The following is a 21,825-nucleotide window of genomic DNA, read 5'->3' on the forward strand; positions in this document are numbered from 1 at the left end:
GAGAGCAGCAGAGTAGAGGGCACGGCGTTATAGTAGAAATGAATTACCTTAATGACAGGTATAGTGATGATTAATATTCAGCGTCTGGACCTCAACCTGCTGCGCACCCTCGACGTGCTGCTCAGCGAAAATAACGTCACTCGAGCGGCGCAGCGCCTTAATTTGTCGCAGCCCTCGGTCAGCGTTCAGCTGGCGAGGTTGCGGGAGATTTTCGCCGATCCGCTGCTGCTGCCGGGTCCGCGTGGGATGCAGCCTACCGCCCGCGCCGATGAACTGCGCGGACCGCTGCGCGATGCGCTACTGGCTCTGGAGCTGGCGGTAGCGCCAGTTCAGGCATTTGATCCGGCGACGGCGGCGCAGACCTGGCGCGTGGCGGCAACGGACTATATGGCCTCGGCGATCCTGCTGCCAGCGCTCAACGTGCTGCGTACTGCTTCTCCGGCCAGCCGTCTGGCGGTGTTTGAACTACAGCCCTCGCGGTTGATTCAGCAGGCGGATCGCGATGAAGTGGATCTGTTTTTCCATACTCATGACGGTGCGCCGCCGGGGTTGCATCAGCGTTTGCTGTTTCGCGAACGCTACGTGCTGGCGGGCAGAGCGGGGCATCCGGCGTTGCAATCTACATTGAGCCTGGAGCAGTTCTGCCAGTTATATCAGGTGATCGTCTCGCCGGACGGCGGGGGATTCAGCGCGGCAACCGATACTGCGCTGGCGAACCTCGGTCTGGCGCGGCAGGTTGTCCTTTCGGTGCCACATTTCCTGTTTATGCTGGAGACGCTGCGCAATAGCGAGCTGGTGGCGGTGCTGCCGGAGCGTCTGGTGCGTGGAGCAGGCGGCCTGACGGTGGTTGAACCGCCGCTGGCGGTGGCCGGGTTTGATATGCTGATGCTGTGGCATGAGCGCTGGCACCGCGACCCGGCGCATCGGTGGCTGCGCCAGCAAATTGTCATGTCATTAGAGGATAAGCCATGTTAAGCGGATTAAATCACCTGACCCTGGCGGTCAGCCAGCTCGCGCCGAGCGTGGCGTTTTATCAGCAGCTTCTGGGGATGACTCTGCACGCACAGTGGGACAACGGCGCGTATCTCTCCTGCAGCGATCTGTGGCTGTGCCTGTCGCTGGACCCGCAGCGGCGCGTTATCCCGCCCGAGGAGAGCGATTACACCCATTACGCGTTTAGTATTGCGCAAGAAGACTTTGTGGCGTTTTCCGAGCGTTTGAATGCGGCTGGCGTCCCGGTATGGAAGGTGAATAAAAGCGAAGGCGCATCGCACTATTTCCTCGACCCGGACGGCCACAAGCTGGAGCTGCACGTCGGCAGCCTCGCCCAGCGCCTGGAGGCGTGTCGGGAGAAACCCTATAAAGGCATGGTGTTTTTTGGTGAGGACTAGCGGACGTTTAGGAGACTGTTGCGCCATCGGGAAGATAATCTGAAGCTGCATTGTGCGTTGTTTCCCCGGAGGCGGCGCTTGACGCGCCTGTCCGGGCTACCGTTCCGCAGACGGCTGGGAACCCGTAGCCCGGTCAGCGCAGCGCCACCGGGAAGAGAATCTTTATAAACTTTCCTCTGAAAATGTGAAGTTTTTCTAATGTTGAGAGTGCTATCTCCTGATAATTGTCTGTACTTTTTTGTATATACAATCCATTTTGAAAGCGTAACAGAGGTTGTTCATATCATCAGTGCCCGGAAGGCGAACAGCAAAGAGAGGAACCGTTATGAACATGGTTAAACATAAACGCGATAACCCGGTTGCGCATACAGCCGAGCGAGATGCTGAACTTAAAGCGCTGGCGAAGAAAACGGATGATGAAATTGATTACAGTGATATCCCGGCAACGGAGGATAAACAGTGGTCAGATGCGGTACGCGGCAAATTTTATCGACCGCTAAAAACGCAGGCTTCTGTACGTATTGATGCTGATGTTATGGAGTGGCTTAAACGCCCCGGGAAAGGCTACCAAACCCGCTTGAATGCAATCTTAAGAGAAGCGATGATTCGCGATCTTAATAAGAAATAACCTGCCTTATGTTTCCCCGGAGGCGGCGCTTGACGCGCCTGTCCGGGCTACCGTTTTGCAGACGGCTGGGAACCCGTAGCCCGGTCAGCGCAGCGCCACCGGGAAGATAATCTGAAGCTGCATTGCGCACTGCTTCCCCGGAGACGGCGCTTGACGCGCCTGTCCGGGCTACCGGTTCGCAGACGGCTGGGAACCCGTAGCCCGGCTAAGCGCAGCGCGAGCCGGGGAGAGGCTACCCTTCCAGGTTCAGTTCGATATTGCGTTTGAGCACCAGGCGCATCATGACGTAATAGACGACGCCCACTGCCAGCCAGCTCAGCCCGAGCACCTTCGCCTGAGCGTCCATCTCATAGATAACAAAGCCGATAATGCACAGGCCCACCACCGGGAACAGCAGATGCATCACCAGATTGCGTGACTTATTGCGAATGATGTAATGGTTGATGACGGCGATATGCAGCACCAGGAAACCCATCAATGCACCGAAGTTCACCAGGCGGCTAAGATTGTCGATATCACCATAGAACCAAAGGCCGGAAACCAGGGAAATCAGCGCCACAAACAGGGTGCTGACGTAAGGCGTTTTCAGCCGCGGATGTACTTTCGCCAGCAGTTTCGGCAGCTGCTTATCACGCGCCATCGCAAACAGAATGCGCGACACGGCAGCCTGCGCCACCAGCGCGTTGGCAATCCCCCAGGAGATCACCGTTGACCACATAGTGACGTACTTCAGCCAGTTGCCTCCCGCCAGATTAGCGGTGTCGTAAAAAGCGGTATCGAGGCTGCTGAACGTCATCCCCTGTGCCAGATCGGCGGCAATCCAGGTTTGCAGAATAAACAGCGAACCCACCAGCATCAATGCGCCCAGCGAAGCCTTGCCCACGGTATCGACGCCGCCTTTCGTTTCTTCCGAAAGCGTGGAGATCCCGTCGAAACCGAGGAACGAGAGGACGGCGATAGAGACCGCGCCCATCACCAGCGGCAGGCTGAACTTATCGGCGTTATACAGCGGGTCGAGCGTCAAATGGCCTGCACCCGCGCCGGAATAGAGCGCGATCAGCCCCAGCACGACGAACACCGACAGCACCACGATTTCGGCGATCAAAATCGTGTTATTGGCGCGCGCGGTAAAGGTAATGCCGCGCAGGTTAATCAGGCTGTTGATGGCGATAAAACCGACGATCCACAGCCAGCCCGGTACGCCAGGCAGCATGGGCGCCAGCGCCGCTGCGCTGACGATGTAGAGCAGCGACGGCACCAGAATATAGTCCAGCAGGATCAGCCAACCGGCAAAAAAGCCGACAATGGGGTGAATGCCGCGCTGGGCATACGCGTATACCGAACCGGAAACCGGGAAGGCGCGCGACATCGACCAGTAGCTCATGGCGGTAAAGAACATCGCCACCATGCCGATAAGATAGGCCAGCGCCACCATTCCCTGTGCGCCGTCCCAGACGTAGCCAAAGACGCCAAACGGGGCGATGGGCACCATAAAAATCATGCCGTAGACCAGCAGGTCGCGGAACGTCAGCGCCCGGTGCAGCTCCTGCTTATAGCCAAACTGTTCGACGCTCATGCCTGCTCCCCTTCAATACGCAGGGAGAGCTGCTCAGCCACTGATTTCGGTAAGGCATAACGACAGGTTTTCAGCGGGTCGACTACCTGACAGATTTGCAGATCGCCTGCGATGCTCAGGATGCTGATCGCTTCCGCCAGCGTCAGGGATGTGTTATCCGCGATAAAATGCGCCATATGGCGGGTCGCCATCGCGGCAGCCTCATCAAGCGTCAGGGCAGAGGCAAGGGTGAAGAGCGTTTCGCTGTTTTCGAGCATTGGCAGCGGCAGCTTGCGGTTTTTAACCACCGTCAGCTCCACCAGCACTTCACCGGGGATTTCCAGACCACAGACCGAGACTTCGCCATCGCCCATGGCGGCGTGTAAATCCCCCAATCCGAACAGCGCGCCGGGCACGTTGACCGGCAACCACAGCGTGCTGCCTGCGGTAATCATTTTGCAGTCCATATTGCCGCCGTGGCTATCCGGCGTGCCGCAGGAGATAGCTTCACCAGCCGGGGCGACGCCGATCACGCCAACCATCGGGTTGAGCGGAACGCGCACGTTACCGGGCAGTACGGCATGGTCGTTTTCAATGGGAACGATAGTGACCTTCGGGGCATCGAGTTCGTCGCCAATCACGCCCAGTTGCGGCGCGGTGACCATCACCGCTTGCTGACCTGTCAGGGTAATACGCTTGATCGTAACCTTAAGCGCATCGCCCGGCTCGGCACCCTCGACGTACACCGGCCCGGTCGCCGGATTAATACGCTGCCAGTCCAGCTCGTTGAATACGGCATCGGCAGAGGTGATTTGATCAGAGAAGCAGTCGCAGGTTTCGAACAGCACTTCACTACCGCTACTTACGGTGGCGACAGGGGCGTTATCCCGCGACATGGCGTAAACCACCTGGTCTTTGGTTATTTTCATGACATTCATCCCGATTATATTGTTGTGTTTTTATATTTAGAGCCTATCTCAGTAGGCGTTATTGGCGCAGACAGTTTGAACACGGACAGCGCGGAAGAACCGGAGCGTACACGTAGTACGTGAGGATTCTGAGCACTGCCCAGGTTCAAAGTGGCAAGCAAAATAGCCCTAATGAGATAGGCTCTTAGAGTTCCCCTGCGGGGAGAAGATGAATGTATCGGGATTAAGATGGGAAGGCAATTAAGCAAGATTTTATAAACACAAACGATATATGTTTGCTGATAAATCAATTCGTTAATATTCTTACGAGGTATTATTAGCGTGTTTTATATTGGCTATCGTAGTCGGGGCGTAATGCATGTGGCGGCCATATCTGGCCGCCAGTTTAGGCTGTTAACTGAAGGTTCCCTTGCTGCTTTCCACCATCGCGATCAGCTCCATGATTTGCTGCTGCTTGCGCTTTGACAGATTCAGCACACGATGAAACGCATTCTCGAGCGTGGGCTCCATCACTTTGGCGGTGAGCACAATACACTCGTCCATGACCCGTACCTCCAGCTTTCTGCCGGGGGTAAACCCCGCTTTCTCAAGCCACTGACCTTTTAAAATCAGCGCGGGTACGCGATCGTGTTTTGGATAATTCGTCACATACGACACGGTATAACTGCGTAAGGTCGAAGGAAATACTACAGGTTTAATCAGTTCTGCAATAGAATCGGCGTCAGTCATGATCTCTATTCCTTTTCAATAGGGATTGTGATTAGCGATGTGGTCGTGTTCCACCACGGCTACATCGCGACAAATAACACCTGTAAATCTACCCAGTAAATAAAAATAAAGCCAGCTAAAAATAGACAATAATAAAGACGTTACTGGAAGTATTTATTCATAAATTAAATTTATGGGAATGTCTAATCCTGGGAAGATAAACAAAACACCATCCGGTAATAGAATTGAAAAAATATCCATTAAAAAATAAAAGGCTGCGAAAATTATCACAGCCTTTTTAATATTAGACCCCTTTCAGTAAATCAAACACCACGCGCGCAAAGCCTTTCGCCAGCGCCGGATTCGTCAGATATTGCATCATCATTTCCTGATGCGCTTCGCTGCTGTCCATCACCGCATCATCAATCGCTTTCGGGAAACCACCCAGCATCGCCTGCTCGCGGGTGTTATTGGCGATTTGCGTCATCACCACCTGGTTTTCCGATAATTTATCGCATACAGCAAAGTCAATTTTTCGTGATATGGGTGAACCATCAAGCAATGTAACGGTAGGGCGACGAGGGTGGAGAATAAACAATGAAAACTTGGATGCAGCGCAGGAAAACAACTTTCACCAAGTGCTACACCCTATAATCTCACTCCGTCTCCCACTCCATCGCCACTTTCACCGCGATGCCCAGCTGCACCATCACCTCCCGGTGCTTCTCAATCGGCGGCAGGGCGCAGTTGATCCTTAAGCAGTTTCGATACTTCCCGGATGCCGAAAACAGCGATCCCGGCGCGACCTGGATCTTCATGCGGCACAGCTGTTTGGCGACGCACACCATATCCACCTGCTCGGGCAGTTCGACCCACAGCATAAAGCCGCCGGTTGGGCGGGTGACGCAGATGCCGCAGGGGAAATATTCCCGCAGCCAGCAGGTGTAGATCTCCATATTGCGCTGGTAAATCTGCCGCATTCTTCGCACGTGGCGGTGATAGTGGCCTTCGCGAATAAAGGTGGAGGCCGCCAGCTGGGTTGAGGGGACGTTGGTGCCGCTGGCGGCGTATTTCATCTGTAAAAGCCGGTCATAGTAGCGGCCCGGGGCGACCCAGCCGATGCGCAGGCCGGGAGCGATGGTTTTGGTAAACGAGCTACAGAGTATGACCCGGCCGTCGATATCCCACGAGTAGATGGTGCGCGGGCGCGGGTAGTCGGTCGCCAGCTCGCCGTAAATATCATCCTCAAAAATCACGATATCGTGGCGCTGGGCGAGGCACAGCACGGCGCGTTTACGGGCGTCCGGCATGATGAATCCCAGCGGGTTGTTGCAGTTCGGCACCAGAATGACCCCTTTGATCGGCCACTGATCCAGCGCCAGCTCCAGGGCTTCGACGCTGATCCCGCTGTTCGGATCGGTGGGGATCTCAATGGCTTTTAGCCCTAAGCCGCGCAGCATCTGCATGGTGCCGTAATAGCAAGGGGATTCGACGGCAACGATATCGCCGGGCTGGCACACCGCGAGCAGGGCCAGCGACAGCGCGCTGTGGCAACCGCTGGTGATCACCAGCTCGTCGGCGGTGACGACGGAACCGCCGTCGAGCATCAGGCGGGCGATCTGCTCGCGCAGTTCGCGGCGTCCGGCTAGCTCATCGTAGCTCAGCACGTCGATAATATTATGCTGGATCACCCGGCTGAGCTCGCGCCATAGCGGTTTTAAACTCGGCTGAGATACGTCCGGAGAGCCGCCGCCGAACGGGATAATAGTTTTGTCATTGCGGGCGTCGAGCATGTTCAGCACCTGATCCCACTGGGTTATCTCCACTGGGCGTTGTACTGGGCGCGACATCGGCGGTACCGGCGGCTGGGCTTTTTGCGGGGCAACAAAATAGCCGGATCGCGGCTGCGGGGTGATGAGCTGGCGCTGCTCCAGCGTCTGATACGCCTGCTGGACGGTGCTGATGCTGACGCCGTGCTCCTGGCTCAGGCTGCGCACTGAGGGTAGCTTCTCGCCGTGGCGATACAGCCCTTGTTCAATACGTTCAGCCAGCAAATTGGCCAGATGTTGGTAGCGAGTCATGCTGTATCCCTTTTTGTCGCCATACAGATGGATAAACCAGTACAGATGGGCGGTGAAAACCGCACGCAGATATCTTTTTAATCAATCTGTATGTTAAAGAAAAGTGTTTTGTGAATCTGTATTGTCTGGCCCCGGATCCGCGAAGATAAAGTCTCTGGCAAGGCGAGGAGGCAGAGGATGGAATTTCACGAGAATCGGGCAAAACAGCCGTTTATCGGCTTGGTATTTTTAGGGCGGGCGATCAGAAAATGGTGGCTTCGGATGCAAACGCGACGGATCTTGCGGCGAATGAGCGATGAACAGCTGAGAGACGTCGGATTGCGCCGGGATCAGATCAATTAAAACGTGCGGTTTTTCACCCAGCGCGCGTTCGTAGCCCCGGTAAGCGTCAGCGCGACCGGGGTTTTCCCGGAGGCGGCGCTTGACGCGCCTGTCGGGGTTACCAAACCGATACTCCATCGGGAATTTACATTCACATAATTTATCATTTCATGCTTCTCTATCTTTCGTTTCTTGATACTTACCATGATAAGTATTATTTTCCTTATCGTTAAATGAGGAAAAGAAGATGACCGAAGACGACCTGTTTGCTCGCCGCCCGATGGGGATGCGCATGGCGATGGTGGTGCGCCAGTGGCGCGCGATTATCGATTCTGCCATTACCGACACCGGCCTGACCCAGTCAAGCTGGACGGTGCTGATGCAGCTGCATCAGCTGGGGGATAACGTCTCGGTCAGCGAACTGGCGGAGGTGCAGGGCATTGAACTGCCGCCGCTGATGCGCACCCTCACGCAGCTGGAAAAGCAGGGCTATCTGCTGCGTTCCACATCGCCCTATGACAAGCGTATACGCCTGCTGACGCTGACGGCGGAAGGCCGCTCGAGGCTGGAAGAGCTGAACCGCGTGATTGAGACTTATCAAAATCGCGTCACCCGAACCATTCCCGAGGCGGAACTCGCCACCTTCAGCGCCACGTTAAATCACATCGCCTGCAATCTGCGGACTATCCGCGAAGAAGATAATAAGATCTAAAAAACTATGATGACCCCTGAACAGAAGTTTGCCCGTTGGGTAAGGGTGAGTATTGCCGCGTTCCTGGCGATATTCGCCTGGTTTATCGTTGCCGATATCTGGATCCCGCTCACCCCGGACTCCACCGTGATGCGCGTGGTCACGCCGGTATCATCGCGCGTCTCCGGCTATGTCTCCCATGTCTATGTCCATAACAACAGCCAGGTGAAGAAGGGCGACCTGCTCTATGAGCTGGACCCGACGCCGTTTACCAACAAAGTAGAGGCCGCGCAAATCGCCCTTGAGCAGGCGAAGCTGAGCAACCAGCAGCTGGACGCGCAGATCGCCTCTGCCCGCGCCAACCTGCGCACCGCCCAGTACACCGCCCGCAACGACAAGGTGACGCTCGATCGCTATCAGCGCCTGAGCACTATGCAGAACGTCTCGCAATCGGACCTGGATAAGGTGCGCACCACCTGGCAAACCAGCGAACAGTCGGTCAGCGCGCTCAGCGCCAGCATCCAGAACCTGCTGATCCAGCGCGGCGAACGCGATGATGCGCGGAACGTGACGCTGCAAAAGTATCGCAACGCGCTGGAAGAGGCGCAGCTTAACCTCGGCTGGACAAAGGTCCGCGCTGAAACTGACGGCATGGTAAGCAACCTTCAGCTCAATCCCGGACTGTACGCCACCGCCGCCACCCCGTTGCTGGCGCTGGTAAGCAATCACACCGATATTGTTGCCGATTTCCGCGAGAAGAGCCTGCGCCACACCGGCGTGAATACCGATGCGGCGGTGGTATTTGATGCGCTGCCGGGTAAAGTCTTTAAAGCGCGCGTTACCAGCAGCGATGCCGGGATTCTGGCCGGGCAGGAAGAAGTCAACGGCCAGCTGTCGCAGCCTGAGCAGTCCACCCGTTGGGTGCGCGATGCCCAGCGCATGCGTATCCACGTGGCGCTGGAGGAGCCGCTGGACAAGCCGCTGCCCACCGGCGCGCGCGCCACGGTGCAGCTCTATAATAGCGATGGCCCGTTTGCCCGCACCTTTGCTGGGGCGCAGATCCATCTGGTGAGCCTGCTGCATTATGTCTATTAATACTCTGGCGCGGGTCTTTACCCCGCATGGCAATATCGTCTACACGGCGAATGATTTTCGCCAGACGCTGCGCATCGCCGTCGCCGGAACTATCGCGCTGAGCATTTCGACTTTCTACGACGTGCAGTACGGCGTCTTTTTCGTGGTTTACCCGCTGATGCTGCTGTCGCTGGTGCCGGTATTTAACCGCCACGTGGCGCGGCAGTTTGTGTTTAGTGCAGCAGTGAACTGCGTCGAAATGGTGCTGATCGTCGGCTATCTTTCGCAGTGGCCGGTGATCATGACGCTGGTAGTGTTTGGCCTGTACGTGATGCGCTTTCGCTTTATGAGCCAGGGACCGTTGTTTCTGCTGGGGTCGATGGGCGTGGTGTGTCAGAGCACGATGCTCAACTTTATGAGCTATCCCACCAGCAACTGGCACACGCTGATGTTCTCCAACATGGAGGCCTGCTTGATGGCGGTGGCCCTCAGCGCGCTGCTGAACTACTTTATCCCGGACGTGGAACCGCGCAAGCCGCCGCCGCGCATTGAAAAAGATGCCGCGCGTATTCGCCATGAATCGCTACTCTCCGGCACCGTGGCGACGATGATCTTTGTTATCTTCCAGGTCTGCGATTTGAGTGATTCCCTGTCGGCGCTGATGGCGGGGATTTTGATTCTCTTCCCGATGCACTATCGCGGCGCGGTGATCAGCTCGATCTGGCGCGTGGTGGGGGTGGTGCTGGCCTGTCTCTATATTCTGCTGGTGCAGTTGGTTATCTATGATTTCAGCAACCATATGGTGCTGATGATGCCGCTGATTGGCCTCGGTCTGGCCTTTAGCGCCCGCTTGCACGTGATGGAGAAAGTCGGCGCTGGTGTGGGCTTCGCCAGCATCACCACTATCGGCATTATGTTTGGCCAGAATTTGCATCCGGACCAGGATCTGGTATTCAGCGATCTGTACCGCATCACCTCGGTGACCGTTGCGCTGGTGGTGACGCTGACGATGGTCTTTCTGGTGCATCGAATCCTGAACTGTTTTGCGCCGACGCGGTTTGTGATGACGGAGTAATCCGTATTTTGGCTTAGGAATAATAACTTTGGTTTAACGTTTCGTTGAAAATGAAAGGGGGAGGTCTTTTTATTTCCCCTAAATAATATCGAATAAGAGCGAGCTTATTTTTAATAAATAAAAAGAATATTTGGTTGGTAAACAATCATAAACACGAATGCTTTTGGTTTTTGTTACATAAAATGAATTTAGTTCATACTTTTATCTGGGCATTTCATGTGTTTGTAATTTGTTGATTTTTAAATCATATTCTTCTTTAGTGGTTTTTTATCCTGATTTTATGCTAAATAAAGTTGTATGTTTTTAATATTTGGCATTATCTCATTGAGATTATTCTTTAAGTGTTTTGGTTTTTTTACTTCACAATCATGCATTTCATCAGTTTTTTACTCTTCATTTTTTTGGTTTAATGGGGTTTTGCTCTAAAAATAATGGGTCTTGAGGTTTTTTTAATATTGGGATTATAATCATTTCAGGAAATAAGATTATTATTAGGCTGCGCCGGGAAAAAATTATATTCACTTGATATATAATTATGGATAATTATATGAGGATATGTGAATGTCATTCTCTGTTTTTGGTTTTCTGATTGATGATGCAATTTTCTGTTTCGATAGCCCACTTAAAATTGTTAGTGTTTCTAGTCAGTTGCATGGGGATAGTCCTATTGCTTTACGTAGTACTATGTCTAATCTTTTATTCTTTCTTCTAATGCAACACCAAAAGGAAATTATTACCGATAATGAAATCATGCATCATGTCTGGGATAAAAATGGGTTGAGTTCGTCACATTCCAGATTAGTGCAGGTGATATCAGCCTTAAAGCAAAACCTGATGTTAGCTGGCGTTGACGAGAATATGATTGAGCGAATCCCCGGGAAAGGGTACAGAATTACCTCTGATAATATAAAAATACTCTATCAATCTTGATTGTTGGTTGTGCAGATATTTATTTTGTAAATATATAAATCTGGTGGCAACTTTATTAGTACTAATATTACTGTATCAGTGCTAATAAGTAATTGACTGCTATGGGACCGTGTATGTTGGGCGTTTAAATTCCAACAGAAGTGTTTTCTTTATAAATGACATCCCCTTATCCAGGGACTTTTTTAACATGGAGTTAAATATGAAGCGTTTATTATTATCTACAGTGGTGGCTTCTTGTCTGGTTGCAACGGGTGCACAGGCAGTTGATGGGACTATTAATTTCCAGGGCGAATTGGTTGATAGTACCTGTAATATTTCTATTGATGGTGGTCCTTCTAACCTCTCAACTGCCATGGGTACTATCACGTTGCCCACTGTATCATCACAATCTTTATCGCTTCAAGGTTCGGTTATCGGGCGTACCCAATTTAACATTGAGCTTTCAGGTTGTTCTGGTCTGGCGACGACAACGACTGCCGCAGCTTACTTTGAGAATGGTTCTACCGTGAGTAATACGACTAATAACCTGGTGAATATGGAGAGTGGCGGGGCTACGAATGTCCAGCGGCTTTGTTGAATAAATCAGATTTCGGGTAAGTCTCCCCCGTAGCGGGTTGTGTTTTCAGGCAATACGCACGCTTTCAGGCATACCTGCTTTCGTCATTTTGTTCAGCGCTCGTACCAGGGCCATAGCCTCCGCAACCTGACCATCGTAGTCACGCAGCGTCAGTGAACCCCCGAACAGCTGTTTTACCCGGTACATCGCCGTTTCCGCTATCGAGCGACGGTTGTAATCTGTTGTCCATTTCCACCGCGCATTACTCCCGGTCATTCGCTGATTAGCCACTGCACGGTTACGGTCTGCATATTCACCGGGCCAGTACCCCGCACCTTTTCGGGGTGGGATAAGCGCGCTGATTTTCTTACGCCGCAGTTCATCGTGACAGAGCCGGGTGTCGTAAGCGCCGTCTGCCGATGCTGCCCTGATTTTTCTGTGAGTCTGCCGGATAAGACCCGGGAAGGCTTCTGAGTCCGTCACATTGTTCAGCGACAGGTCTGCACAGATGATTTCATGTGTGTTGCTGTCAACTGCCAGATGCAACTTTCGCCATATACGACGGCGTTCCTGGCCATGTTTTTTGACTTTCCATTCGCCTTCACCAAAGACCTTCAGCCCGGTGGAATCAATCACCAGATGCGCGATTTCACCCCGGGTGAACGTTTTGAAACTGACATTAACCGACTTTGCGCGCTTGCTGACACTGGTGTAATCCGGGCAGCGCAACGGAACATTCATCAGTGTAAAAATGGAATCAATAAAACCCTGTGCAGCCCGCAGGGTCAACCTGAACACGCGTTTAATGACCAGAACGGTGGTGATGGCGAGATCAGAATAGCGCTGAGGTCTGCCTCGTGAAGAAGGTGTTGCTGACTCATACCAGGCCTGAATAGCTTTATCATCCAGCCAGAAAGTTATGGAGCCACGGTTGATGAGGGCTTTATTGTAGGTGGGCCAGTTGGTGATTTTGAACTTTTGCTTTGCCACGGAACGGTCTGCGTTGTCGGGAAGATGCGTGATCTGAGCCTTCAACTCAGCAAAAGTTCGATTTATTCAACAAAGCCATGTCCAGCTACAGCTGATCGATGCCACCAGCGATCAAGTGATTAAAGTCGGTAGCAGCACGCAGAGTACTACTAATACCAAAGTAGCTATCGCCGCTGATACAGAAGGTAAAAGTACGGGTACTACAATTCTCCCCTACGCTGTTCAATACTATTCTACAGGGTACGCTACGGCTGGCCTGGTCTCCAGCTTAGTGAACTTCACCATCAATTATCAGTAATCTTTATTTTATTTAGAAGAAGCCGATGGAAGGATCTCCATCGGCTTATTGAAAGGACTCTGTCAATGAAAATGATTTTTTTTTGGCTGGTTATGATTGCTGCCTTTCCTGCCAGCAGTTCCATTGTTATTACTGGCACTCGCGTTATTTATCCGGAAACTGATCGGGAAGTTTCTGTTAAAATGGAAAATAAGGGGAGTGGTCCGGTATTAATTCAGTCGTGGATTGATGATGGTGACCATAAGTCTACACCAGAAAATGCAAAAGCACCTTTTATATTGAGTCCTCCAATTAATCGCGTCAATGCAGGTAAGGGACAAACGTTGCGTGTTCGTTATACCGGAGACGCGTTGCCAGAAGATAAAGAATCTATTTTTTATCTTAACGTTCTCGAAATTCCACCGAAGGTAAAAGGTGAGTTAGAGACTAAAAATCGGTTAATGATGGCCTTTCGTTCCCGTCTGAAGCTCTTTTATCGTCCTAAAAAATTAATTAAAAATGCGAAAGATGCGCCGGAAAGCGTTGTCTGGAAGCGTCAGGGAAATAAAGTCACCGCGCATAACGTCACACCATACCATGTGACCGTGGCCTATTTTTCGGAAGACGAGAAAGGAGTGAAAAATATTGGCACTGGCAGCATGTTAACGCCAGGTGAAACCCACACCTGGTCACTGGACCGCGTAACCACCCGCTGGTACCCGATGATTATCAATGACTACGGCGCATTGCGCCCCATTGATCCTAATAAAAAATAAATTGATGCGGTATTTATTATGTTATCGCCGCCCTGTAAACAGTGATGGAATAGAACGGGGTTCTTGATGATTCGTTTTTGCTATTTTAAACCGACGCCTCTGGCCGTGGTGATCTCACTTAGTTTTAGCCCTTTTGCTATCGCGCAGGATGCCGACGAAGTGCAGTTTAATAGCACGTTTATGAGCCAGGGGAGTCAGAAAAAGATCGATTTGACCCACTATGAACGCGACCAGGCCGTGCCGGGAAAATATCGCGTGGAGCTGCGGATCAACGGCCAGTATCAGGGGTTTCAGGATATTACGGTCAGCGACAGTACACAGTCATCCCAAATAGGGGCCATATGTCTGACTACTGAAGTATGGCGTATGCTCCCGCTGAATATTGAAACACTTAATGATGATTCACAATTGCTGTTGGCTAATAGCGCGGATGACGCCTGCCTTGCTATGGCGGAAATCCTCCCTCAGATAACGTCGGAATTTGACTCTGGCAACCAGAAGCTGGATTTAACGATCCCTACGTTATATCTGGAACGTCATCCGCGGGGATACGTTAATCCAGCATTGTGGAACAAAGGCGTGACGGCAGGGCTGCTGACCTACAACGCCAGCTATTATCATCAGCAAAACCGGGGAACGGAAAACAATAGCGCCTATTCGGGGATCACGACGGGCTTTAACCTGGGAAACTGGTATTTTCGTCACAATGGCAACTGGAGCTGGCAGGATGATGTGGGAAGCCACTACCAGGCGCTAAACACCTATGTCCAGCGCGATATTCCAGCGATAAAAGGCCGTCTGTCAATTGGGGATCGCAATACCCGGGGTGAGCTGTTTGATACCCTCGCATTTCGTGGCATTCAGCTGGCGAATGAGGAGCAGATGCTACCCGATTCCCAGCGTGGCTATGCGCCAGTTGTACGTGGAACCGCTCGCACATCAGCGAAGGTGCAAATTTTTCAGCAGGGGCGTTTGTTGTACGAAACGGCCGTTTCGCCCGGTCCATTTGAAATTAACGATCTCTATCCTACGGGCTACGGTGGCGACCTGCAGCTGGTGATTAAGGAAGCGGATGGCTCCGAGCAACAGCAGACTATCCCCTACGCGGCGACCAGTAATCTACTCCGTTCGGGCACTAACCACTACAGCGTGACGATGGGTAAGCTGCGTAAAGATCAGGTGGAAAGCGAGCCATTTCTTAGCGAATTGACATGGCGCCGTGGCCTGAACAATTTTTTTACCGGCTATGCAGGTCTTCAGGGAAATGAAGATTATCAGGCCGGTATCCTGGGTATGTCACTAGGTACGCCTGTCGGGACATTCTCTCTTGACGCCACTCAGGCACAGACTCAGTTTGATAAGCCTCTTCAGGGCTATGGTAAACGCATGTCGGGGCAAAGCTATCAGTTGAAATATAGTCAATTTATTTTGTCGACGGGCAGCAATTTTAACGTTGCTGCCTACCGCTATTCGACTGAAGAGTACCTGGATTTTATGACCGCGATGCAGATCCGTGATGCGCAGAAATATGGCGATGATACATGGGATATCCATCGCCCCAAAAGCCGCCTCAGCATCAGCGCCAGCCAAAATTTGCCGGAAGGATGGGGAAATTTTTATCTTAACGTCTGGCAACAGAATTACTGGGAAAGTAACCAGGGAACCGATCGCCAGTACCAGTTTGGTTATAACAACAGCCTGGGGCGAGTGGGCTATGGCCTAAGTCTTAGCCGTAATCGCAACGGCGATGGCGATTATGAAAATCACTACCAACTGACGCTAAGTATTCCGCTTGGCGATAAGACGCCGTTCAGCCAAATGTCAGTGAATCTCAATCACGATCCGGGCGGTGTTGTGCGTGAGCAACTGGGGGTGAGCGGTACGGCGCTGGAAGATAACTTGCTGAGCTATGGTTTGTCGGCGTCAAATACCAATAACGGTGGCTCAACGAGCGGTTCGCTGAATACTTCGTTCCGTAGCTCACTGGCGATGCTCCAGGCGCAGGCGGGAACGGGTAAACATTACAGTAATTATTCCCTTGGTATCAGCGGTGGCGCGGTTGCGCATAGCGGTGGCGTCACGCTGACCCCTTATACCGCCGACACCATGGCGTTAGTTGAAGCAAAAGGCGCGCAGGGAGCGAAAGTGAGCGGTTATTCAGGCATTACCGTCGATCGTTTTGGTTACGCTATCGTCCCTTATCTTAATGCTTACCAGAACAACCTGGTCGAGATCGATCCAAAAGGTATTCCGGATAACGTTGAGCTGGAAAACACCAGTCAGAAAATCGCGCCTTATAGCGGGTCGGTGGTCAAGCTGCGTTTTGATACCGTACAAGGGCAGGCGGCGATGATTCGACTGACTAACGCTCAAGCAATTCCGTTTGGCGCCGATGTGCTGGATGCGGAGCAAAACGTGGTTGGCGTGGTTGGTCAGGGGCAACGTATTTTTGCCCGGCTTTCTCATGCCTCAGGCCAGCTGCGCGTGCGCTGGGGGACGGAGAAAGAGGATTCCTGCGCCATCAACTACTCGCTTCCGGCATCGTCGCCGGAGATTGTAAACATCAATGCTGTGTGCCGCTAATTTCCAGGGAGGACTAAGTATGCCAACTAAAAGCTGGCTAGGATGGGGGCTGGCAGGGTTATTACTGCTGCCGTTTGTTTCATTCGCGTCCATTACCTGTACGAAAAACTATTCTGGTCGTACGGACTATGTCGAGCAAAATGTCTCGGTTTTAGGCAAAGCCCTGATGGTTTCGGCATTACGTGATTTACCCGTGGGGTCCGTACTTTTCAGGCAGTACATTTTTGATGCTGATACGCAGACTATCGGCGTCGATGCCTGTATTTCGAACGTGGCGGGTGGGGAAAATATTAGGCTAGTCCATGCATTGAATATTGAGGGGGCGCTCCCCGCAGTTGTTGGACAGTATCAAGGACTCAATGTTTACAGTTCGGGAGTTTCCGGTATTGGGGTGGTGGTTGCTGCTACCTACAATAATAACTCAACATCGCTATATGGGTTGCCGGATTCCTCCACGACTCAAACGAATATTCCGAGCACAGAGTCGAGGCGCTTTGGCGCGGTTTACACCGATCAGGCTTTTGAACTTCTGCTGGTGAAAGTCGGGGATATCTCTCCGGGAGTTTGGTCTGTGGCGTTTAACTACCCAGCGATTACTCGTTCTGCTCAGGCCACGAATGCCACCGGTGTGACCCAGGACTATGGCTACCGCTGGAACATATCAGGTAGTGTGAATGTTGTTGCCGGTACCTGCCAGACGCCGGATGTCACGGTGCCAATGGGGGAACACTCAATTGCGCAATCAACAACCACCGAGTGGGTAGATTTCAACATCAATCTCCTGAACTGCCCGCCGATGTACGGGCGCTACAATCGAAATGCGTCAGACTCCTCGTCGACGGCGGTGATCCGCTGGCGAAGCGCCACTGACTACACGATTGCCGGGACAGATATGGCCAATAGCATTGGTTTTTTGCTTAACCCGGTGAGCGGTTATCAAACGCTGGCTGCGGGCGGCGAGTGTGCAGCGCTGACCGATGATACCGATATGGCAAAAGGTATGTGCCTGGAGATCCAAAATCGCGATAACGTGAATGTGTTAACCAATTCTAAAGCCAATACGCTGACCGACTCTGGCCTGACGCTGCTGCAAACCACCGCCAGCTACGCGATACCGCTCAGAGCGCGCTATGCCCGCAACAATGAAAGCACGCTGCGGGCAGGTAGGGCTGATACGGCGGTAGAGTTCACCATCAACTATCAGTAATGTGCTGAGCAGGGAACGAGTGCAATGGTTGGAATTCCTGGTCCTCGACGCGAAATATTGCTTCCGTCTGGCCGGGAATAACCCACCGCTGCTCCTCTCCCTCTTCACAGCTCAGGTAAATGCACAGCCCGCAGCCGCCGCGCAGCTGGCGCGGAATGTCCTTCACCCGGAAGGTCATTCCCGCTGCCTGCAAGGCTTTGCGGGTGCGCACCACGCCCACCGTCGAGTGAAATAAAAACAGATATTCCGTCATCTGCGGCTCCTTTGACGTAAACCGATCAGCGCCGCGCCGATTGCCCCGGCAAACTGGGCGTCGGGATGGGTATGCACCGCCATGCCGACGTGGCCTTCCAGCATTCGCGCGAACGCTGCGCTGTGGCTGACGCCGCCGGTAAACAGCAGCGGGCCCTGTGCCGACAGGCGGCCAATAAAATTGGCGCTGCGCCGGGCCATGGCGTTGATTACTCCGGCGAGAATCGCTTCCGGCGGCACCCCGGCTGAACGCAGGCTGATCACCTCGGATTCGGCAAACACCGTGCACATGCTGGTGATCGCATGCGGCTCGACGCCTTCAGTGATGCTGTCGAGCTGTTCGACGCTAGCGCCAAGCGTGCGCGAGATAACCTCCAGAAAGCGTCCTGTGCCCGCCGCGCATTTGTCATTCATCAGAAAGTCGGTGAGATTGCCGTCGTCATCCAACTGGATAACCTTGCTGTCCTGGCCGCCGATGTCGATAACCGTGCGGGTCTCTGGTGCCAGCAGACGCGCGCCCAGCCCGTGGCAGGAGATCTCCGTCACCTGTTTATCTGCAAAATCTACTAGCTGACGACCGTAGCCGGTTAAGGTTAAAAACGGGCGTTCATCCAGCCCGGCGCAGAGCGTTTCCCACGCTTCAACGATGGCATCGGCGGGGCGAAACGGCGTCGGGCAGAGAAAACGGCGTTGAATAGCGCCATCCTGGAGCAGGATGCCTTTGGTGGCGGTAGAACCGGAATCAATCCCTACGGTAAACGTCACTCCTGCCCCCTACAGCATTTCAATAAAGGCCGCGACGCGGGTGCTGAGCTGACCGATATCCGCTGTCGAATAGTCGGTCTCAATGGCGATATAGGGAATGTTGTGCTGGTTACGCACATGGCGTTTAATCGCCAGCGATTCCACTGCATAGGTGTGGCAGGCCTGCAAAATGACATCCACCACGCCGTCGGCCTGGTACTCCTCCACCATCTGGCTGAGCAGGGTTAAGCGCTGGTCGTTCGGCGAGATGCAGGAGCAGCCGATGGCGAGGTATTTGTCAGTCAGGGCATCGTAGACGTCGCCGGTTTCGTCGACGCAGTGCTCGGTGGCTTTGGCGCCGGTGCAGTTTTCAAAGCCGACGACCCAGCCGCCGTTGTCTTCAATCGCCTTCACCACTTTTTCCGCCGCACCGCCAATCGGGCAGCCGGTGATGAGAATGCGCGGTCGCGCTTCCAGGCGTTTGCCCTCTTGCCATTCCTGACGAACCCGTTCGGCCATGCTGTTGAGTTCGTCAATCAGAGCCTCTTTGTCGAAGCGGAAAGTTGCGCCGTAGACCACTTTTAAAATATCGCTGCCGCTGAGCGCTGGCGGATTGAGCTGCCCGACGCGGTAGAAGTTCGCCAGCGCCCGGCGTTCGCGGTTCTTGAGGATAATGGCTTCGCGCAGCGCGGCTTCGGTAATCGGCGTGCCGAAACGGTCTTCCACCACCTGCTGCAGGCGCAGGATTTCTGCTTTCCACAGCGCGCGGGAGGCATCGTCGTTGGCGCTGTTCGGCAACTGCATGACGTGCACGGCTTTGAATTCGGCCATGTACTCATACATTTTCTTTTTGCCGTCGCAGGTGGTTTCACCGACGACGAGGTCGGCAAAGTAGAAGTAGGGGCATTTGTCGGTTTTGCCAAAGCCGTAGCTGCTTTTAATCAGCGGGCAGAGGTTGCGCGGCAGGTCTTTCTCCGCCTCTTCAATCGTTTCGTCAGAGGTGGAGCACAGTGAAACCACCACTGCGCCCAAGGCCATCGGTATCTCCTGCGGCATAAAGGTGCAGTAGGTGCCGACCAGCGGAATGTTCTGTTCTTTAAGATCCATGACCGTGAGAAAGCCCTTCTGGCGAGCTTCGGAGAATTGGTCAAAAATGGCGGGTAGATCGGTGATAAGCGACATGGTTTTCCTTCCCCGTACACGGGAGATGATGAAAGAATCCGCATTATAACCATATTAATAGTGAGTCTTTATTGATCTCCCACTCATGTCGAGCTATTGGACGGTTGGCGCTAATAGACTTTTTTCAGATCCATCTCTTCCTGAATTCGATCGCTCCAGGCGACGTGGGTGCTAATTGCCGTATCAATCCCGGCGTTAAAAAACATCGGCCCTAGCTCTTTGGCGATAAAATCGACGAAAAAATCGGCGTCAAACTGCTCCAGCTCTAGGGAAGGTGCGAACAAGTCCCTGATATGAGATCATGTTTGTCATCTGGAGCCATGGAACAGGGTTCATCATGAGTCATCAACTTACCTTCGCCGACAGTGAATTCAGCAGTAAGCGCCGTCAGACCAGAAAAGAGATTTTCTTGTCCCGTATGGAGCAGATTCTGCCATGGCAAAACATGGTGGAAGTCATCGAGCCGTTTTACCCCAAGGCTGGTAATGGCCGGCGACCTTATCCGCTGGAAACCATGCTACGCATTCACTGCATGCAGCATTGGTACAACCTGAGCGATGGCGCGATGGAAGATGCTCTGTACGAAATCGCCTCCATGCGTCGGTTTGCCCGGTTATCCCTGGATAGCGCCTTGCCTGACCGCACCACCATCATGAATTTCCGCCACCTGCTGGAGCAGCATCAACTGGCCCGCCAATTGTTCAAGACCATCAATCGCTGGCTGGCCGAAGCAGGCGTCATGATGACTCAAGGCACCTTGGTCGATGCCACCATCATTGAGGCACCCAGCTCGACCAAGAACAAAGAGCAGCAACGCGATCCGGAGATGCATCAGACCAAGAAAGGCAATCAGTGGCACTTTGGCATGAAGGCCCACATTGGTGTCGATGCCAAGAGTGGCCTGACCCACAGCCTAGTCACCACCGCGGCCAACGAGCATGACCTCAATCAGCTGGGTAATCTGCTGCATGGAGAGGAGCAATTTGTCTCAGCCGATGCCGGCTACCAAGGGGCGCCACAGCGCGAGGAGCTGGCCGAGGTGGATGTGGACTGGCTGATCGCCGAGCGCCCCGGCAAGGTAAGAACCTTGAAACAGCATCCACGCAAGAACAAAACGGCCATCAACATCGAATACATGAAAGCCAGCATCCGGGCCAAGGTGGAGCACCCATTTCGCATCATCAAGCGACAGTTCGGCTTCGTGAAAGCCAGATACAAGGGGTTGCTGAAAAACGATAACCAACTGGCGATGTTATTCACGCTGGCCAACCTGTTTCGGGCGGACCAAATGATACGTCAGTGGGAGAGATCTCACTAAAAACTGGGGATAACGCCTTAAATGGCGAAGAAACGGTCTAAATAGGCTGATTCAAGGCATTTACGGGAGAAAAAATCGGCTCAAACATGAAGAAATGAAATGACTGAGTCAGCCGAGAAGAATTTCCCCGCTTATTCGCACCTTCCCTAGTTCAAAATTCTCTTCGCAGTATTTACATAGCTTCTCGCGCAGAAGATCGCGTTGTGCCGGGCTGAGATCGATATCGCTCATAGCATTCCTTTATAAATATCGCTAGCGTTAAACAGGGTCGGGATTATATCCGATATTGGCGATGCAGTTGCGCTAAGGTGTGATGTTTTTCTCCCTGCAAGGGATGATATCGAGACAATATCCCAAGGGGTAAATGTGATAGAGATCACATCTTTGCGGGTTAAATGAAGATAATAAGGGGTGTTATCGTAACTTTATGAATTTAAATGGGATAATATCTTTTTTCGATGTGAATAACATTTAGTTGCGCTCGCTTTTTTTCAGCATGTGGATATCTATTTGAATAATCTATGGACCTGATTTAAGGTCATCTGGCTTACGGAATT

At 52.8% G+C, this 21,825-nt stretch carries 21 protein-coding genes and 4 pseudogenes; 14 read left to right on the plus strand and 11 right to left on the minus strand.

Translation table 11 applies throughout. The features are described from left to right. Positions 1–66 precede the first annotated feature (66 nt). The 4 genes and pseudogenes from HV127_RS10960 (at position 67) to HV127_RS10970 (ending at position 2,019) form a co-directional block, all read left to right on the plus strand. Complete coding sequence (locus tag HV127_RS10960) at positions 67–975, plus strand: LysR family transcriptional regulator (protein WP_182236000.1); 909 nt, start codon at positions 67–69, stop codon at positions 973–975. Then, the gene (locus HV127_RS10965; protein ID WP_182236002.1) at positions 969–1,391 is read left to right on the plus strand and encodes a FosA family fosfomycin resistance glutathione transferase; all 423 of its coding nucleotides are present in this window, start codon (positions 969–971) and stop codon (positions 1,389–1,391) included. The genes HV127_RS10960 and HV127_RS10965 overlap by 7 nt, the downstream gene beginning before the upstream one ends. A gap of 243 nt (positions 1,392–1,634) precedes the next feature. Then, positions 1,635–1,730, plus strand: a pseudogene (locus HV127_RS31680) (BrnT family toxin); the annotation flags it as partial. Next, positions 1,717–2,019, plus strand: coding sequence for a BrnA antitoxin family protein (locus tag HV127_RS10970; protein WP_182236005.1), 303 nt, complete (start codon positions 1,717–1,719; stop codon positions 2,017–2,019). The pseudogene HV127_RS31680 and the gene HV127_RS10970, both read left to right, overlap by 14 nt. Before the next feature lie 232 nt (positions 2,020–2,251). Here the strand turns inward: HV127_RS10970 and HV127_RS10975 are convergent, their stop codons facing one another. The 5 genes and pseudogenes from HV127_RS10975 to HV127_RS10995 form a co-directional block, all read right to left on the minus strand. Continuing rightward, entirely contained in the window at positions 2,252–3,595 is a 1,344-nt protein-coding gene (locus tag HV127_RS10975) for an APC family permease (RefSeq protein ID WP_181483779.1), read from the minus strand. After that, a complete protein-coding gene (locus HV127_RS10980; protein ID WP_182236007.1) occupies positions 3,592–4,503 on the minus strand; it encodes an acetamidase/formamidase family protein in 912 nt (303 codons plus the stop codon). Before HV127_RS10980 ends, HV127_RS10975 begins: the two co-directional genes overlap by 4 nt. 393 nt (positions 4,504–4,896) lie before the next feature. Next, the gene (locus tag HV127_RS10985) at positions 4,897–5,232 is read right to left on the minus strand and encodes a SymE family type I addiction module toxin (protein ID WP_182236009.1); all 336 of its coding nucleotides are present in this window, start codon (positions 5,230–5,232) and stop codon (positions 4,897–4,899) included. 283 nt (positions 5,233–5,515) lie between these two features. After that, positions 5,516–5,737 (minus strand): annotated as a pseudogene (locus HV127_RS10990) (hypothetical protein); the annotation flags it as partial. Between the two features lie 130 nt (positions 5,738–5,867). Beyond that, positions 5,868–7,292: a PLP-dependent aminotransferase family protein gene (locus HV127_RS10995; protein WP_182236011.1), complete on the minus strand. Its 1,425-nt coding sequence runs from the start codon at positions 7,290–7,292 to the stop codon at positions 5,868–5,870. A 177-nt stretch (positions 7,293–7,469) separates the two neighbouring features. On the opposite strand from HV127_RS10995, the gene HV127_RS11000 reads away from it, so the two are divergent. The 6 genes from HV127_RS11000 (at position 7,470) to HV127_RS11025 (ending at position 11,960) form a co-directional block, all read left to right on the plus strand. Further along, entirely contained in the window at positions 7,470–7,634 is a 165-nt protein-coding gene (locus HV127_RS11000) for a DUF1127 domain-containing protein (protein WP_182236013.1), read from the plus strand. Positions 7,635–7,860: 226 nt separating this feature from the next. Further along, positions 7,861–8,325, plus strand: a complete 465-nt coding sequence (locus HV127_RS11005; protein ID WP_142462166.1) for a MarR family transcriptional regulator — start codon at positions 7,861–7,863, stop codon at positions 8,323–8,325. 6 nt (positions 8,326–8,331) lie between these two features. Continuing rightward, a complete protein-coding gene (locus HV127_RS11010; RefSeq protein WP_182236015.1) occupies positions 8,332–9,399 on the plus strand; it encodes an HlyD family secretion protein in 1,068 nt (355 codons plus the stop codon). After that, entirely contained in the window at positions 9,389–10,453 is a 1,065-nt protein-coding gene (locus HV127_RS11015; protein WP_182236017.1) for a DUF2955 domain-containing protein, read from the plus strand. The genes HV127_RS11010 and HV127_RS11015 overlap by 11 nt, the downstream gene beginning before the upstream one ends. 561 nt (positions 10,454–11,014) lie before the next feature. Next, entirely contained in the window at positions 11,015–11,383 is a 369-nt protein-coding gene (locus HV127_RS11020; protein WP_182236020.1) for a winged helix-turn-helix domain-containing protein, read from the plus strand. A 199-nt stretch (positions 11,384–11,582) separates the two neighbouring features. Beyond that, entirely contained in the window at positions 11,583–11,960 is a 378-nt protein-coding gene (locus HV127_RS11025) for a fimbrial protein (protein ID WP_182236022.1), read from the plus strand. Positions 11,961–12,005: 45 nt separating this feature from the next. On the opposite strand, the gene HV127_RS11030 is transcribed toward HV127_RS11025, so the two are convergent. Further along, positions 12,006–12,974, minus strand: a complete 969-nt coding sequence (locus HV127_RS11030) for an IS5 family transposase (RefSeq protein ID WP_182236024.1) — start codon at positions 12,972–12,974, stop codon at positions 12,006–12,008. Positions 12,975–13,292: 318 nt separating this feature from the next. On the opposite strand from HV127_RS11030, the gene HV127_RS11035 reads away from it, so the two are divergent. From HV127_RS11035 to HV127_RS11045, 3 genes are all read left to right on the plus strand, one after another. Beyond that, complete coding sequence (locus HV127_RS11035) at positions 13,293–13,982, plus strand: molecular chaperone (RefSeq protein WP_182236026.1); 690 nt, start codon at positions 13,293–13,295, stop codon at positions 13,980–13,982. Positions 13,983–14,048: 66 nt separating this feature from the next. Next, on the plus strand, positions 14,049–16,565 hold the full coding sequence (locus tag HV127_RS11040) for a fimbria/pilus outer membrane usher protein (protein WP_182236028.1): 2,517 nt from the start codon (positions 14,049–14,051) through the stop codon (positions 16,563–16,565). Positions 16,566–16,584: 19 nt separating this feature from the next. After that, positions 16,585–17,772, plus strand: a complete 1,188-nt coding sequence (locus HV127_RS11045; protein ID WP_182236030.1) for a type 1 fimbrial protein — start codon at positions 16,585–16,587, stop codon at positions 17,770–17,772. Here the strand turns inward: HV127_RS11045 and HV127_RS11050 are convergent. The 4 genes and pseudogenes from HV127_RS11050 to HV127_RS11065 form a co-directional block, all read right to left on the minus strand. After that, the gene (locus HV127_RS11050; protein WP_182236032.1) at positions 17,759–18,025 is read right to left on the minus strand and encodes a DUF3343 domain-containing protein; all 267 of its coding nucleotides are present in this window, start codon (positions 18,023–18,025) and stop codon (positions 17,759–17,761) included. The genes HV127_RS11045 and HV127_RS11050 overlap by 14 nt on opposite strands. Beyond that, positions 18,022–18,789, minus strand: a complete 768-nt coding sequence (gene yjiL, locus HV127_RS11055; protein WP_182236034.1) for a putative 2-hydroxyacyl-CoA dehydratase activator YjiL — start codon at positions 18,787–18,789, stop codon at positions 18,022–18,024. The genes HV127_RS11050 and yjiL overlap by 4 nt, the downstream gene beginning before the upstream one ends. A 9-nt stretch (positions 18,790–18,798) precedes the next feature. Continuing rightward, positions 18,799–19,950 carry a double-cubane-cluster-containing anaerobic reductase gene (locus HV127_RS11060; protein ID WP_182236036.1) on the minus strand — a complete coding sequence of 384 codons (1,152 nt, stop codon included), beginning with the start codon at positions 19,948–19,950 and terminating at the stop codon, positions 18,799–18,801. 110 nt (positions 19,951–20,060) lie between these two features. After that, positions 20,061–20,219, minus strand: a pseudogene (locus tag HV127_RS11065) (DUF2164 family protein); the annotation flags it as partial. A 68-nt stretch (positions 20,220–20,287) separates the two neighbouring features. Here HV127_RS11065 and HV127_RS11070 point away from each other — a divergent pair. Beyond that, positions 20,288–21,268, plus strand: coding sequence for an IS5-like element IS5 family transposase (locus HV127_RS11070; protein WP_042934497.1), 981 nt, complete (start codon positions 20,288–20,290; stop codon positions 21,266–21,268). 147 nt (positions 21,269–21,415) lie between these two features. Here the strand turns inward: HV127_RS11070 and HV127_RS11075 are convergent. Beyond that, positions 21,416–21,499 (minus strand): annotated as a pseudogene (locus HV127_RS11075) (DUF2164 domain-containing protein); the annotation flags it as partial. Positions 21,500–21,825: the final 326 nt, after the last annotated feature.

It is taken from the genome of Klebsiella sp. RHBSTW-00215, assembly GCF_014103785.1.
Classification (GTDB): domain Bacteria; phylum Pseudomonadota; class Gammaproteobacteria; order Enterobacterales; family Enterobacteriaceae; genus Klebsiella.